The sequence below is a fragment of the Shigella sp. FC1661 genome (assembly GCF_001712525.1).
Classification (GTDB): domain Bacteria; phylum Pseudomonadota; class Gammaproteobacteria; order Enterobacterales; family Enterobacteriaceae; genus Escherichia; species Escherichia coli.
On the sequence record NZ_MDGW01000013.1, the window covers coordinates 1 to 13,777 of the forward strand.

At 51.7% G+C, this 13,777-nt stretch carries 14 protein-coding genes and 5 pseudogenes; 14 read left to right on the forward strand and 5 right to left on the reverse strand.

Going from position 1 to position 13,777, the window contains the following annotated elements; genetic code table 11:
* From BFF42_RS01035 to BFF42_RS01055, 6 genes and pseudogenes are all read left to right on the forward strand, one after another.
* A pseudogene (locus BFF42_RS01035) lies at window positions 1-326 on the forward strand (IS1-like element IS1B family transposase); the annotation flags it as partial.
* A gap of 15 nt (window positions 327-341) precedes the next feature.
* Window positions 342-416, forward strand: a pseudogene (locus tag BFF42_RS27455) (hypothetical protein); the annotation flags it as partial.
* Window positions 417-433: 17 nt separating this feature from the next.
* Window positions 434-832 (forward strand): DUF350 domain-containing protein, encoded by a 399-nt coding sequence (locus BFF42_RS01040; protein WP_000547762.1) that lies wholly within the window; start codon window positions 434-436, stop codon window positions 830-832.
* A gap of 9 nt (window positions 833-841) precedes the next feature.
* Entirely contained in the window at window positions 842-1,480 is a 639-nt protein-coding gene (locus BFF42_RS01045) for a DUF1190 domain-containing protein (RefSeq protein WP_000101670.1), read from the forward strand.
* Window positions 1,481-1,482: 2 nt separating this feature from the next.
* Entirely contained in the window at window positions 1,483-2,541 is a 1,059-nt protein-coding gene (locus BFF42_RS01050; protein ID WP_000943997.1) for a glutathionylspermidine synthase family protein, read from the forward strand.
* An 83-nt stretch (window positions 2,542-2,624) separates the two neighbouring features.
* Window positions 2,625-4,250, forward strand: a complete 1,626-nt coding sequence (locus BFF42_RS01055) for an isovaleryl-CoA dehydrogenase (RefSeq protein ID WP_000558725.1) — start codon at window positions 2,625-2,627, stop codon at window positions 4,248-4,250.
* Window positions 4,251-4,366: 116 nt separating this feature from the next.
* On the opposite strand, the gene yjfN is transcribed toward BFF42_RS01055, so the two are convergent.
* Window positions 4,367-4,642: a DUF1471 family protease activator YjfN gene (yjfN, locus tag BFF42_RS01060; protein ID WP_000811566.1), complete on the reverse strand. Its 276-nt coding sequence runs from the start codon at window positions 4,640-4,642 to the stop codon at window positions 4,367-4,369.
* 148 nt (window positions 4,643-4,790) lie between these two features.
* Window positions 4,791-5,120 carry a biofilm peroxide resistance protein BsmA gene (gene bsmA / locus BFF42_RS01065; RefSeq protein ID WP_000254642.1) on the reverse strand — a complete coding sequence of 110 codons (330 nt, stop codon included), beginning with the start codon at window positions 5,118-5,120 and terminating at the stop codon, window positions 4,791-4,793.
* Window positions 5,121-5,301: 181 nt separating this feature from the next.
* Between bsmA and yjfP the strand changes: the two genes are divergently transcribed.
* Window positions 5,302-6,051 carry an esterase gene (gene yjfP / locus BFF42_RS01070; protein ID WP_000569733.1) on the forward strand — a complete coding sequence of 250 codons (750 nt, stop codon included), beginning with the start codon at window positions 5,302-5,304 and terminating at the stop codon, window positions 6,049-6,051.
* Here the strand turns inward: yjfP and ulaR are convergent.
* Complete coding sequence (ulaR, locus tag BFF42_RS01075; protein ID WP_146759019.1) at window positions 6,048-6,803, reverse strand: HTH-type transcriptional regulator UlaR; 756 nt, start codon at window positions 6,801-6,803, stop codon at window positions 6,048-6,050. The genes yjfP and ulaR overlap by 4 nt on opposite strands.
* A gap of 107 nt (window positions 6,804-6,910) precedes the next feature.
* Window positions 6,911-7,975 (reverse strand): L-ascorbate 6-phosphate lactonase, encoded by a 1,065-nt coding sequence (gene ulaG / locus BFF42_RS01080; protein WP_012421297.1) that lies wholly within the window; start codon window positions 7,973-7,975, stop codon window positions 6,911-6,913.
* Window positions 7,976-8,364: 389 nt separating this feature from the next.
* Here ulaG and ulaA point away from each other — a divergent pair.
* The 7 genes and pseudogenes from ulaA to BFF42_RS01115 all read left to right on the forward strand — a co-directional run bounded on the left by ulaA (window position 8,365) and on the right by BFF42_RS01115 (window position 13,368).
* Window positions 8,365-9,716, forward strand: a pseudogene (ulaA, locus tag BFF42_RS01085) (PTS ascorbate transporter subunit IIC).
* 15 nt (window positions 9,717-9,731) lie between these two features.
* Complete coding sequence (ulaB, locus tag BFF42_RS01090) at window positions 9,732-10,037, forward strand: PTS ascorbate transporter subunit IIB (RefSeq protein ID WP_000218360.1); 306 nt, start codon at window positions 9,732-9,734, stop codon at window positions 10,035-10,037.
* Between the two features lie 9 nt (window positions 10,038-10,046).
* Window positions 10,047-10,511, forward strand: coding sequence for a PTS ascorbate transporter subunit IIA (gene ulaC / locus BFF42_RS01095; protein ID WP_000776511.1), 465 nt, complete (start codon window positions 10,047-10,049; stop codon window positions 10,509-10,511).
* 13 nt (window positions 10,512-10,524) lie between these two features.
* Window positions 10,525-11,170 (forward strand): annotated as a pseudogene (ulaD, locus tag BFF42_RS01100) (3-keto-L-gulonate-6-phosphate decarboxylase UlaD).
* Between the two features lie 9 nt (window positions 11,171-11,179).
* A complete protein-coding gene (gene ulaE, locus BFF42_RS01105; RefSeq protein WP_000949538.1) occupies window positions 11,180-12,034 on the forward strand; it encodes an L-ribulose-5-phosphate 3-epimerase UlaE in 855 nt (284 codons plus the stop codon).
* The gene (gene ulaF, locus BFF42_RS01110) at window positions 12,034-12,720 is read left to right on the forward strand and encodes an L-ribulose-5-phosphate 4-epimerase UlaF (protein ID WP_001170822.1); all 687 of its coding nucleotides are present in this window, start codon (window positions 12,034-12,036) and stop codon (window positions 12,718-12,720) included. The genes ulaE and ulaF overlap by 1 nt, the downstream gene beginning before the upstream one ends.
* A 96-nt stretch (window positions 12,721-12,816) precedes the next feature.
* Complete coding sequence (locus tag BFF42_RS01115; protein ID WP_000996727.1) at window positions 12,817-13,368, forward strand: YagU family protein; 552 nt, start codon at window positions 12,817-12,819, stop codon at window positions 13,366-13,368.
* 98 nt (window positions 13,369-13,466) lie between these two features.
* Here the strand turns inward: BFF42_RS01115 and BFF42_RS01120 are convergent.
* Window positions 13,467-13,777: pseudogene (locus BFF42_RS01120) on the reverse strand (IS1-like element IS1A family transposase); the annotation flags it as partial.

The window sequence follows — 13,777 nt, forward strand, 5'->3', positions numbered from 1 at the left end:
TTTACGCGTATGACAGGCTCCGGAAGACGGTTGTTGCGCACGTATTCGGTGAACGCACTATGGCGACGCTGGGGCGTCTTATGAGCTTGCTGTCACCCTTTGACGTGGTGATATGGATGACGGATGGCTGGCCACTGTATGAATCCCGCCTGAAGGGAAAGCTGCACGTAATCAGCAAGCGATATACGCAGCGAATTGAGCGGCATAACCTGAATCTGAGGCAGCACCTGGCACGGCTGGGACGGAAGTCGCTGTCGTTCTCAAAATCGGTGGAGCTGCATGACAAAGTCATCGGGCATTATCTGAACATAAAACACTATCAATAAGTTAGAGTCATTACCGGCGAGCCAGAGTGGTTATTTTCGCGCGCGTTGGGTGTCGATATCCCGCTGACATCACTTCATATTATTGGTTAATTACAAGGACGTTTACAATGCATATACTGGATTCACTTCTTGCCTTTAGTGCCTATTTTTTTATTGGCGTGGCTATGGTGATTATTTTTCTGTTTATCTACTCCAAAATTACACCGCACAACGAATGGCAATTAATCAAAAACAATAATACCGCGGTGTCACTGGCATTCAGCGGTACATTGTTGGGTTACGTGATCCCCTTATCCAGTGCGGCAATCAATGCGGTGAGTATTCCAGACTATTTCGCCTGGGGCGGGATTGCACTGGTGATTCAGTTACTCGTTTTTGCTGGTGTCAGACTTTATATGCCCGCATTAAGCGAAAAAATTATTAATCACAATACCGCAGCAGGAATGTTTATGGGAACCGCCGCGCTGGCTGGCGGTATTTTTAACGCAGCTTGTATGACATGGTAATGGACGATCATGGCCAGAAAACGCAAATCAAGAAATAACAGTAAAATTGGTCACGGAGCGATCAGTCGCATTGGTAGACCGAATAATCCTTTTGAACCGCGTCGCAATCGCTACGCACAAAAATACTTAACGTTGGCGCTAATGGGCGGTGCCGCTTTTTTTGTATTGAAAGGTTGTGGCGATAGTGGCGATGTCGATAACGACGGCGACGGAACGTTTTATTCGACAGTGCAGGATTGTATTGATGACGGTAATAATGCCGACATTTGCGCGCGTGGCTGGAACAACGCCAAAGCGGCATTTTATGCCGATGTTCCGAAGAATATGACTCAGCAGAATTGTCAGTCTAAGTACGAAAATTGCTACTACGACAATGTTGAACAGAGTTGGATCCCGGTCGTTTCTGGATTTTTGTTAAGCCGGGTTATTCGTAAAGATCGCGATGAGCCGTTCGTCTATAACAGCGGCGGATCCTCATTTGCTTCCCGCCCCGTCTGGCGCAACACTTCCGGTGATTACTCCTGGCGCTCCGGTTCTGGCAAAAAAGAGTCTTACTCTTCAGGCGGCTTTACCACCAAAAAAGCGTCAACCGTTTCGCGCGGCGGCTATGGTCGTTCTTCCAGCGCCCGTGGGCATTGGGGAGGCTAATCATGCTGAGACACAACGTTCCTGTGCGACGGGATCTGGACCAGATCGCCGCTAACAACGGTTTCGACTTTCATATCATCGACAATGAAATCTATTGGGACGAGAGTCGGGCTTACCGTTTTACTCTGCGCCAGATTGAAGAGCAGATCGAAAAACCGACTGCGGAACTGCATCAGATGTGCCTTGAGGTGGTGGATCGCGCGGTTAAAGACGAAGAGATCCTGACGCAACTGGCGATCCCGCCGTTGTACTGGGATGTGATCGCCGAAAGCTGGCGCGCACGCGATCCTTCGCTGTATGGCCGGATGGATTTTGCCTGGTGTGGCAATGCGCCGGTGAAGCTGCTGGAGTACAACGCCATTCAGGAACGCCTGATTTCGCGCTTTAGTGAGCTTTACAGTCGGGAACCGTTTTATTTTTGCTGCTGTCAGGACACCGATGAAGACAGGAGTACCGTGCTGTACTTGCAGGACTGCGCCCAGCAGGCAGGGCAGGAGTCGCGGTTTATCTACATTGAAGATCTCGGTTTGGGCGTCGGCGGCGTACTGACCGATCTTGATGATAATGTCATCCAGCGTGCATTTAAGCTGTATCCGCTGGAGTGGATGATGCGTGACGATAACGGTCCGCTGCTGCGCAAGCGTCGCGAGCAATGGGTGGCGCCGTTATGGAAAAGTATCTTGAGTAATAAAGGGCTAATGCCGCTGCTTTGGCGCTTCTTTCCTGGTCATCCTAACCTTCTTGCATCCTGGTTTGAGGGCGAAAAACCGCAGATTGCCGCTGGCGAAAGCTATGTGCGTAAACCGATCTACTCACGCGAAGGCGGAAACGTCACCATTTTCGACGGTCAGAATAACGTCGTTGACCACGCTGATGGTGATTACGCCGATGAACCGATGATCTACCAGGCGTTTCAACCTCTGCCGCGATTTGGCGATAGCTACACACTCATCGGTAGCTGGATTGTCGATGATGAAGCGTGCGGAATGGGGATCCGTGAAGATAACACGCTGATCACCAAAGACACCTCACGTTTCGTTCCGCATTACATTGCTGGATAAGAATGTTTTAGCAATCTCTTTCTGTCAGGAATCCATGGCAGTGACCATACTAAGGGTGACTGCCATTGATGGAGGGAGACACAGTGCACTGGCAAACTCACACCGTTTTTAATCAACCTATACCATTAAATAACAGCAACTTATACCTGTCTGATGGCGCGCTCTGTGAAGCGGTAACGCGTGAAGGTGCTGGCTGGGATAGCGATTTTCTAGCCAGTATTGGTCAGCAGTTAGGAACGGCTGAATCTCTTGAACTGGGGCGGCTGGCGAATGTGAATCCGCCTGAATTATTGCGCTACGATGCGCAAGGACGCCGTCTGGACGATGTGCGTTTTCACCCCGCCTGGCACCTGCTGATGCAGGCGTTATGTACCAATCGGGTGCACAATCTTGCCTGGGAAGAAGACGCTCGCTCCGGCGCATTTGTGGCGCGCGCGGCGCGTTTTATGTTACATGCGCAGGTTGAGGCTGGGTCGTTATGTCCAATAACGATGACCTTTGCCGCCACGCCATTGTTGTTACAGATGTTACCCACGCCGTTTCAGGACTGGACCACGCCGCTGCTGAGCGATCGCTACGATTCTCACTTATTGCCAGGTGGGCAAAAACGCGGTTTGTTGATTGGCATGGGAATGACGGAAAAGCAGGGCGGTTCCGATGTCATGAGCAACACCACCCGTGCAGAGCGTCTGGAAGATGGCTCTTATCGGCTGGTGGGGCATAAATGGTTTTTCTCGGTGCCGCAAAGCGATGCGCATCTGGTGCTGGCGCAGACTACGGGCGGTTTGTCCTGCTTTTTTGTGCCGCGCTTTTTGCCTGATGGGCAACGCAACGCGATTCGCCTCGAGCGGCTGAAAGATAAGCTGGGTAATCGCTCTAACGCCAGTTGCGAAGTGGAGTTTCAGGATGCCATTGGCTGGTTGTTGGGGCAGGAAGGGGAAGGAATTCGTCTGATCCTGAAAATGGGTGGGATGACGCGTTTTGATTGCGCCCTGGGTAGCCATGCCATGATGCGCCGTGCATTTTCGCTGGCGATTTATCATGCACATCAACGCCATGTTTTTGGTAATCCATTGATCCAACAGCCCCTTATGTGTCATGTCTTAAGTCGCATGGCACTTCAGCTTGAAGGGCAAACGGCGTTGCTGTTTCGTCTTGCGCGAGCGTGGGACCGGCGTGCCGATGCCAAAGAAGCCCTGTGGGCGCGTTTATTTACGCCTGCGGCAAAATTTGTGATCTGCAAAAGAGGTATGCCGTTTGTGGCCGAAGCGATGGAGGTGCTGGGCGGCATTGGTTATTGCGAGGAGAGCGAGCTGCCGCGGCTTTACCGGGAGATGCCGGTAAACAGTATTTGGGAAGGTTCCGGCAATATTATGTGCCTGGATGTGTTGCGCGTTCTCAATAAGCAAGCGGGCGTATACGACTTATTGTCGGAAGCATTTGTGGAAGTGAAAGGGCAGGATCGCTATTTTGATCGCGCGGTTCGTCGTTTACAGCAGCAGCTGCGTAAGCCAGCTGAAGAACTGGGGCGAGAGATTACTCATCAGCTATTCCTGCTGGGCTGCGGTGCGCAAATGTTGAAATATGCTTCTCCGCCAATGGCGCAGGCGTGGTGTCAGGTGATGTTAGATACGCGCGGCGGCGTACGGTTGTCAGAGCAGATCCAGAATGATTTATTGCTGCGGGCGACGGGGGGAGTGTGTGTGTAAGCGTATACGACTGATGCGACGCTGGTTTCGATTAACTCAATGAAATATGTGAAAATTGTAGGCCGGACAAGGCGCTCGCGCCGAATCCGGCATTGTTCATTTGCTGTAGATGACACTCATGCATACAGTATCGCCTGTACGCGCCAGTTATCAGGCTGCTGGTCTTCGTACATGGTAATAATGCGGTACCATGACGCACCTTGTTCATCGGCCTTTAACGCCACGATACGTTCCACGTCCTGCGGATCCCCTGAAATATTGCTAACTGAGATCTGACCTATTTCATTCAGGCCCGTCACGCAGTCAGCACTGGCGAATTCTGCAGACTGTGCCGTGGCGCTCGCAGGATAAGTCACTAATTGCAGCGAGGGTGAAGCAAGTAATTGTTTCATCGTCAGCTCCATTTTTCGTTTCCCCACATGTTGCAGGGCATTCCATCGCGGTAATAAACGCCCAGGCTTCCAGCCGGTAATTTATTGTGCACAGGTAAACGCATAGGGACGCAAAGCAATGTAAAGCTGACTATGTAAGTTGTCTGATTTATTTACGGTACAAAATGGCTTGTGAATACCACTGTCCTGTCACGATGGTTTCGTCCACCATGACGACAACGTAATAATCAGCTTTTGCAGCGACAGCTTTTGCTCTGATTTCTGCTAATGCGTCATCCGGAGAACCCCGAACCATCGTGCTAACGCTACCTATTCGCTGTAACCCTTGCGTCTGGTCGCGGCGAATCTCTTGCGGATGGTTCGTTACTGGCGGTGCTGGCTGTGGCGTACCTTGCAGTGCGCTACAGGCACTTAACATCAACACCAATAATAAACTGGCAAACCGGTAAATAACGCTATTACGTTTCCTGCTAACCATAGTGTAGTGCCTTATTAATTTAACTTTGGGGGAATGTTCCCGAATTGTTACCTGGTACGCGATTTTCGAATGAAAACGTGACGAAAGCGTAACCCACATCTCAACATTATGAACTAATACCGCCAGCAGAAACTTGTGCTAAGGATTTCTTCATGTCATACCAGACAAAAAGGAGAGACAGATGATTGAAATAGAATCACGCGAGCTGGCAGATATTCCCGTTCTTCATGCTTATCCTGTCGGGCAAAAAGATACCCCGTTACCGTGCGTAATTTTTTATCACGGCTTTACTTCATCCAGCCTGGTGTATAGCTATTTTGCCGTTGTGCTGGCGCAGGCTGGTTTGCGGGTGATCATGCCGGATGCGCCCGATCACGGTAGCCGTTTTAGTAGCGACGAAGCGCGGCGGTTAAATCAATTCTGGCAAATCTTGCTACAAAGTATGCAGGAATTCACTACTTTACGTGCGGCAATAGCCGAAGAAAACTGGCTGCTTGATGACCGTCTGGCAGTCGGTGGCGCGTCGATGGGCGCGATGACGGCACTGGGAATTACCGCTCGCCACCCCACGGTGAAATGTACCGCCAGCATGATGGGATCGGGCTATTTTACATCGCTCGCCCGTTCACTGTTTCCACCGCTGATACCTGAAACGGCAGCACAGCAGAATGAATTCAATAACATTATCGCGCCGCTGGCAGAGTGGGAAGCGACAAACCACCTGGAACAACTTGGGGACAGACCTCTACTGCTGTGGCATGGCCTCGAGGATGACGTTGTGCCTGCCGACGAATCACTACGTTTGCAGCAGGCCTTAAGCGAGACGGGACGGGATAAACTGCTAACCTGTTCATGGCAGCCAGGCGTGCGTCACCGCATTACGCCTGAGGCGTTAGATGCTGCCGTGACATTTTTCCGCCAGCATCTTTAAACACGCAGAATGCTGACCCCTTGCGCTTCCAGTTGTTGCAGGATTTCCGGGTTAGCATTTTTGCCGGTGATAAGCATATCGATTTGATCGGCACGGTTAAAAAGCATTCCCGCGCGTTCGCCAATCTTACTGCTATCAACCAGTACCACCAGTTTCCCTACCACGCTCAGCATCTTCTGCTCTGCCATTGCTGTCAGCATATCGGTTTTATACAACCCTTCTGCGGTCAGCCCTTTTCCGCTGGTAAACATCCAGTGCCCGGCATAGAGACTGTTTTCGCTGCCCTGCGGGCTTAAAGTGATGGACTGACTTTTGTTGTACTGTCCACCCATAATGATCACGCTGTCATGTTCTTGATCGATCAGGTAATTTGCCAGCGGTAGATAATTAGTGATGATTTGCACTGGCTTGCCACACATTTCCCGCCCAAGCAGAAACGCGGTGGAGCCGCAGTTGATGACTACGCTTTCGCCCGGATTAACCAGCTGCGAGGCCGCTTTAGCAATACGTACTTTTTCATCGTGATTCTGCGCCTGATGCAGATTCATCGGCGTCCAGCGCGGGCGCTGTTGGGTAATAGCTTCTGCGCCATTGCGCACCTTTTTGAGTTTGTCGCTTTCGTCAAGTTTATTGATATCGCGTCGCGCAGTGGCAGGCGAAATTCCCAGACGCTCAACGACTTTCTCAACGGTCACAAAGCCCAATTGTGCGAGCATTTCCAGGAGGATTTGATGTCTTTGTGCTTCAGTCATGAGCTATTCCGATAAAATTTGATTTTTTTAGATGATATTTGAAATAGCCAGGAAATACTACGCCGGATAGCGCGAACTTCTCCACGCTATCCGGTATAAACGACAGATTACAGGAATGACTTGAACGGCAGATCCGGTTCAATAGTGAAGCAATCATCGAAACCGCGCGGATAGTGGTACTCGAGGTTGTCTTTATCCAGTGGCCAGGTAAATTTGCCGCCAACCTGCCAGATAAACGGCTTGAAGCCATACTTCAGACGATCTTTTTTCATCTCCCACAGCACGCGGATCTCTTGCGGAGCGGCCTGGAAGTTTGACCAGATATCGTGGTGGAACGGGATAACCACTTTCGCATTCAGGGCTTCACCCATACGCAGCATATCGGCGCTGGTCATTTTGTCGGTGATACCGCGCGGGTTTTCGCCGTATGAACCTAAAGCCACGTCGATCTGATGTTCGTTACCGTGCTTCGCATAATAGTTAGAGTAGTGGGAGTCGCCGCTGTGATACAGGGAGCCGCCAGGCGTTTTGAACAGATAGTTCACCGCGCGATCGTCCATGCCGTCCGGCAGTACGCCAGCCGCTTTTTGATCGGCAGGCAGGGTGATCAGTGCAGTACGGTCGAAAGCATCAAGCGCATGAATTTCAATGTCTTTCACTTTCACCACATCGCCCGGTTTGACCACGATGCAACGCTCTTTCGGTACGCCCCAGCCAATCCACAAATCAACGCAGGTTTTCGGTCCAATGAATGGTACGTCATCAGCACAGTTCTGCATCACGGCAGCAGCGACGTTAACGTCGATATGATCGTTGTGATCGTGAGTCGCCAGTACCGCGTCGATCTGGCGAATCGCAAACGGATCAAGAACAAACGGGGTGGTGCGTAGGTTTGGCTGCAGTTTTTTCACGCCAGCCATGCGCTGCATCTGGTGACCCTGTTTCATTAACGGGTTACCGTGACTTTGTTTGCCAGTGCCGCACCAGAAATCAACGCAAACGTTGGTGCCACCTTCTGATTTCAACCAGATCCCGGTGCAGCCTAGCCACCACATCGCAAATGTGCCAGGGGCGACCTGCTCTTGTTCAATTTCTTCATTCAGCCAGCTACCCCACTCCGGGAAAGTGCTCAGGATCCAGGATTCTCGGGTGATACTTTTCACTTTACTCATCGCCATTTACCTTCATGATAGTTCAATTCGAATCAATATGTGATTGGTTTTGATTAATCCTGACACTATTTTTTCAGGAAGGCAATGACCATTTTTTGACTTTTTGCCAGGGAAGTTGTTGTTGATTTTGAGTGTGGAAAGATTTAATGGAATGTGTAGTTAAATTAACTAAATGAATTTAAATAAATAATTGTTTCGTTGTGTGAATCCCACTCTATCCGTATGGAATTATTTACGGGTCGCGCCACATTTAATCATAAATAATCTTGTTGTGATTACTTTTGAAAATTATAGTGAGTGCACAACATTCCGGGTGTGCGGAATACCCGGTTACCTCTTCTTCAGGAGATCGTCTCTACAACATCTTTACCGTGTTTTTTAACCAGGTCATGACCAATGCCCCGTTGTTGCTGGGTATTGTGACCTGTCTGGGCTACATCCTACTGCGCAAAAGTGTCAGCGTTATTATTAAAGGCACGATTAAAACCATAATTGGTTTCATGTTGTTGCAGGCAGGGTCCGGCATCCTCACCAGCACCTTCAAACCGGTGGTGGCGAAAATGTCCGAAGTCTACGGCATTAACGGCGCAATTTCCGATACTTACGCGTCGATGATGGCAACCATCGACCGCATGGGCGATGCCTATAGCTGGGTAGGTTACGCGGTGTTGTTAGCGCTGGCGCTGAACATCTGTTACGTGCTGCTGCGTCGCATTACCGGTATTCGTACCATCATGCTGACTGGTCATATCATGTTCCAGCAGGCGGGGCTGATTGCCGTTACGTTGTTTATTTTCGGCTACTCCATGTGGACAACCATTATCTGCACGGCGATTCTGGTTTCGCTCTACTGGGGCATTACCTCCAACATGATGTACAAGCCGACTCAGGAAGTGACGGACGGCTGCGGTTTCTCCATCGGTCACCAGCAACAGTTTGCATCATGGATTGCCTATAAAGTTGCGCCGTTCCTCGGCAAAAAAGAGGAAAGCGTTGAAGACCTCAAACTGCCAGGCTGGCTGAATATTTTCCACGACAACATCGTCTCCACGGCGATTGTGATGACCATCTTCTTTGGTGCCATTCTGCTCTCCTTCGGTATCGACACCGTGCAGGCGATGGCAGGCAAAGTGAACTGGACGGTGTACATCCTGCAAACTGGTTTCTCCTTCGCGGTGGCGATCTTCATCATCATTCAGGGGTGCGCATGTTTGTGGCGGAACTCTCTGAAGCATTTAACGGTATCTCCCAGCGCCTGATCCCTGGTGCGGTTCTGGCGATTGACTGTGCGGCTATCTATAGCTTCGCGCCGAACGCCGTGGTTTGGGGCTTTATGTGGGGCACCATCGGTCAGCTGATTGCGGTTGGCATCCTGGTCGCCTGCGGTTCCTCGATCCTGATTATTCCCGGCTTTATCCCGATGTTCTTCTCCAACGCCACCATCGGCGTGTTCGCTAACCACTTCGGCGGCTGGCGTGCGGCGCTGAAGATATGTCTGGTGATGGGGATGATTGAAATCTTTGGCTGCGTCTGGGCGGTGAAACTCACCGGTATGAGCGCCTGGATGGGCATGGCGGACTGGTCGATTCTGGCACCGCCGATGATGCAGGGCTTCTTCTCCATCGGTATCGCCTTTATGGCCGTCATCATTGTAATTGCACTGGCTTATATGTTCTTCGCTGGCCGCGCACTGCGCGCAGAAGAAGATGCAGAAAAACAACTGGCAGAACAGTCTGCTTAATAAGGAGTTTTGATTATGACCGTACGTATTCTGGCTGTGTGTGGCAACGGACAAGGCAGTTCCATGATCATGAAGATGAAAGTGGACCAGTTTTTAACCCAATCAAACATTGACCACACGGTAAATAGCTGCGCGGTTGGCGAATACAAAAGCGAGTTGAGCGGCGCGGATATCATCATCGCTTCTACGCACATTGCGGGCGAAATCACCGTGACCGGCAACAAATACGTGGTTGGCGTGCGCAACATGCTCTCTCCTGCCGACTTTGGCCCGAAACTGCTGGAAGTGATCAAAGCGCATTTCCCGCAGGATGTGAAGTAAGGACGCGCCATGAAATTACGTGATTCGCTGGCGGAGAATAAATCCATCCGCCTGCAGGCTGAAGCTGAGACATGGCAGGACGCAGTAAAAATCGGCGTTGACCTGCTGGTGGCGGCGGATGTTGTCGAGCCGCGTTACTACCAGACGATTCTGGATGCGGTTGAACAGCACGGTCCGTACTTTGTGCTCGCACCAGGCCTGGCAATGCCGCACGGTCGCCCGGAAGAGGGCGTTAAGAAAACCGGTTTTGCGCTGGTGACGCTGAAAAAGCCGCTGGAGTTCAACCACGAAGATAACGACCCGGTGGATATCCTCATCACCATGGCGGCGGTCGATGCCAACACGCACCAGGAAGTGGGCATCATGCAGATCGTCAACCTGTTTGAAGATGAAGAAAATTTCGACCGTTTACGTGCCTGCCGTACCGAGCAGGAAGTACTGGATCTCATTGACCGCACCAACGCGGCAGCTTAAGAAGGAATTGAAGATGTCATTACCGATGTTGCAAGTCGCGCTGGACAACCAGACTATGGATAGCGCCTACGAAACCACTCGCCTGATTGCCGAAGAAGTCGACATTATCGAAGTGGGTACCATTCTGTGCGTGGGCGAAGGCGTGCGTGCGGTTCGCGATCTGAAAGCGCTCTACCCGCACAAAATCGTGCTGGCAGACGCCAAAATTGCCGATGCGGGCAAAATTCTTTCTCGTATGTGCTTCGAAGCCAACGCTGACTGGGTGACCGTGATTTGTTGTGCGGATATCAACACCGCCAAAGGTGCGCTGGACGTAGCAAAAGAGTTTAACGGCGACGTGCAGATCGAACTGACCGGTTACTGGACCTGGGAACAGGCGCAACAGTGGCGCGACGCAGGTATTCAGCAGGTGGTTTATCACCGCAGCCGTGACGCGCAGGCCGCTGGCGTGGGGTGAAGCCGATATCACTGCGATCAAACGTCTTTCCGATATGGGCTTCAAAGTCACCGTCACCGGTGGCCTGGTGCTGGAAGATCTGCCGCTGTTCAAAGGCATTCCAATTCATGTGTTTATCGCCGGTCGCAGCATCCGTGATGCCGCTTCTCCGGTTGAAGCCGCGCGTCAGTTCAAACGTTCCATCGCCGAACTGTGGGGCTAAGGAGCGGATATGTTGTCCAAACAAATCCCGCTTGGCATCTATGAAAAAGCGCTCCCCGCCGGGGAGTGCTGGCTGGAACGCCTGCGACTGGCAAAAACGTTGGGCTTCGATTTTGTCGAGATGTCGGTAGATGAAACTGACGAGCGCCTGTCGCGCCTCGACTGGAGCCGCGAGCAGCGTCTGGCGCTGGTGAATGCGATTGTTGAAACCGGCGTGCGTGTGCCGTCCATGTGCCTTTCTGCCCATCGTCGTTTCCCGTTGGGCAGCGAAGATGACGCGGTGCGGGCGCAGGGGCTGGAGATTATGCGTAAAGCCATCCAGTTCGCCCAGGACGTTGGCATTCGCGTGATCCAGCTGGCGGGCTATGACGTTTACTATCAGGAAGCCAATAACGAAACGCGTCGTCATTTCCGTGACGGCCTGAAAGAGAGCGTTGAGATGGCGAGCCGCGCGCAGGTGACGCTGGCGATGGAGATCATGGATTATCCGTTGATGAACTCCATCAGCAAGGCGCTGGGTTACGCGCACTATCTCAACAACCCGTGGTTCCAGCTCTACCCAGATATCGGCAACCTGTCGGCGTGGGACAACGATGTGCAGATGGAGTTGCAGGCCGGAATCGGGCATATCGTCGCGGTGCATGTGAAAGACACCAAACCGGGCGTCTTCAAAAACGTGCCATTTGGCGAAGGTGTGGTGGATTTCGAACGTTGCTTCGAAACGCTCAAACAGAGTGGCTATTGCGGGCCGTACCTGATTGAGATGTGGAGCGAAACGGCGGAAGACCCGGCGGCAGAAGTGGTGAAAGCGCGTGATTGGGTGAAAGCGCGCATGGCCAAAGCAGGCATGGTGGAGGCGGCATAATGCAAAAGCTAAAACAGCAGGTGTTTGAAGCCAACATGGATCTGCCGCGCTATGGGCTGGTGACCTTTACCTGGGGCAACGTCAGCGCTATCGACCGCGAACGCGGGCTGGTGGTGATCAAGCCCAGCGGCGTTGCCTACGAAACCATGAAAGCAGACGATATGGTGGTGGTCGATATGAGCGGCAAGGTGGTAGAAGGGAAGTATCGCCCGTCTTCTGACACCGCGACGCATCTTGAACTCTACCGTCGTTACCCGTCGCTCGGCGGCATTGTCCATACCCATTCCACTCATGCCACCGCATGGGCGCCGGCGGGGCTGGCGATCCCGGCGTTAGGCACCACGCACGCCGACTACTTCTTTGGCGACATCCCGTGTACGCGTGGATTAAGCGAAGAAGAGGTGCAGGGCGAGTATGAACTGAACACCGGCAAAGTGATTATCGAAACGCTGGGTGACGCCGAGCCGCTGCATACGCCGGGAATTGTGGTGTATCAGCACGGGCCGTTCGCCTGGGGGAAAGATGCCCACGACGCGGTGCATAACGCGGTGGTGATGGAAGAAGTGGCGAAAATGGCGTGGATTGCGCGCAGTATTAACCCACAACTGAATCACATCGACAGCTTCCTCATGAATAAACACTTCATGCGTAAGCACGGTCCTAACGCCTATTACGGGCAGAAGTAAGCAGTGCGCCCCGGAATTATTACCTCCTGCGGGATGTAATTGGTCTGATTCCGGGGCCGCTTCAGTTAAAAAATCGTATAAACAACAGGTGTTTTTATGGCTATCAATGGATTGTTTGTCAGAACGGATCCGCAACGTCGCCGCTATGGCGTTGCGTTACTTGTGGGTGTACTTTCAGGAATTATTTCAGCATTTGTTAAATGGGGAGCGGAAGTCCCCTTGCCACCGCGCACATTTTCCGGTGGTCGCGATGAATTTAACCCGCCGTATATCTTTCTACGGGATTATTTAGGTATCGACCCAACCCAAACTGTGTATACATTCTCGGAACATATTATCAACCCGGTGATGGTGACGCATATCATCTTCTCACTGGTTTTTGCGATAGGGTATTGTATTGTCGCGGAAATTTTCCCGAAAGTGAAATTATGGCAGGGGATATTAGCAGGGCTTATTGTGACAGTGGCAGTCCACGGTATATTTTGCCCGGTGCTGAATTTAACGCCGCCGCTCACTCAATTGCCTTTTGACGAATATGCCTCTGAAATCCTGGGGCATATTTTCTGGTTCTGGATAATAGAAATTATGCGCCGCGACTTACGTAATCGCATTACTCATGAGCCAGATCCGGAAGTCGCAATCCGGTGAATAACCGTATAAAAAAGCCCCCTGCGAAGGGGGCAAAGCAAACTATGGCAATGTTTCGTTGGTTATACCTGGTGCTAGCGATAGGTAATGACTCCAACTTATTGATAGTGTTTTATGTTCAGATAATGCCCGATGACTTTGTCATGCAGCTCCACCGATTTTGAGAACGACAGCGACTTCCGTCCCAGCCGTGCCAGGTGCTGCCTCAGATTCAGGTTATGCCGCTCAATTCGCTGCGTATATCGCTTGCTGATTACGTGCAGCTTTCCCTTCAGGCGGGATTCATACAGTGGCCAGCCATCCGTCATCCATATCACCACGTCAAAGGGTGACAGCAAGCTCATAAGACGCCCCTGCGTCGCCATAGTGCGTTCACCGAATACGTGCGCAACAACCGTCTTCCGGAGCC

What these genes read in the sequence shown, in the direction of transcription:
- BFF42_RS01040 (WP_000547762.1), top strand. Translation starts at nt 434, where the DNA reads ATGCATATACTGGATTCACTTCTTGCCTTTAGTGCCTATTTTTTTATT.
- BFF42_RS01045 (WP_000101670.1), top strand. Translation starts at nt 842, where the DNA reads ATGGCCAGAAAACGCAAATCAAGAAATAACAGTAAAATTGGTCACGGA.
- BFF42_RS01050 (WP_000943997.1), top strand. Translation starts at nt 1,483, where the DNA reads ATGCTGAGACACAACGTTCCTGTGCGACGGGATCTGGACCAGATCGCC.
- yjfN (WP_000811566.1), bottom strand. Translation starts at nt 4,642, where the DNA reads ATGAAACAATTACTTGCTTCACCCTCGCTGCAATTAGTGACTTATCCT.
- bsmA (WP_000254642.1), bottom strand. Translation starts at nt 5,120, where the DNA reads ATGGTTAGCAGGAAACGTAATAGCGTTATTTACCGGTTTGCCAGTTTA.
- yjfP (WP_000569733.1), top strand. Translation starts at nt 5,302, where the DNA reads ATGATTGAAATAGAATCACGCGAGCTGGCAGATATTCCCGTTCTTCAT.
- ulaR (WP_146759019.1), bottom strand. Translation starts at nt 6,803, where the DNA reads ATGACTGAAGCACAAAGACATCAAATCCTCCTGGAAATGCTCGCACAA.
- ulaG (WP_012421297.1), bottom strand. Translation starts at nt 7,975, where the DNA reads ATGAGTAAAGTGAAAAGTATCACCCGAGAATCCTGGATCCTGAGCACT.
- ulaB (WP_000218360.1), top strand. Translation starts at nt 9,732, where the DNA reads ATGACCGTACGTATTCTGGCTGTGTGTGGCAACGGACAAGGCAGTTCC.
- ulaC (WP_000776511.1), top strand. Translation starts at nt 10,047, where the DNA reads ATGAAATTACGTGATTCGCTGGCGGAGAATAAATCCATCCGCCTGCAG.
- ulaE (WP_000949538.1), top strand. Translation starts at nt 11,180, where the DNA reads ATGTTGTCCAAACAAATCCCGCTTGGCATCTATGAAAAAGCGCTCCCC.
- ulaF (WP_001170822.1), top strand. Translation starts at nt 12,034, where the DNA reads ATGCAAAAGCTAAAACAGCAGGTGTTTGAAGCCAACATGGATCTGCCG.
- BFF42_RS01115 (WP_000996727.1), top strand. Translation starts at nt 12,817, where the DNA reads ATGGCTATCAATGGATTGTTTGTCAGAACGGATCCGCAACGTCGCCGC.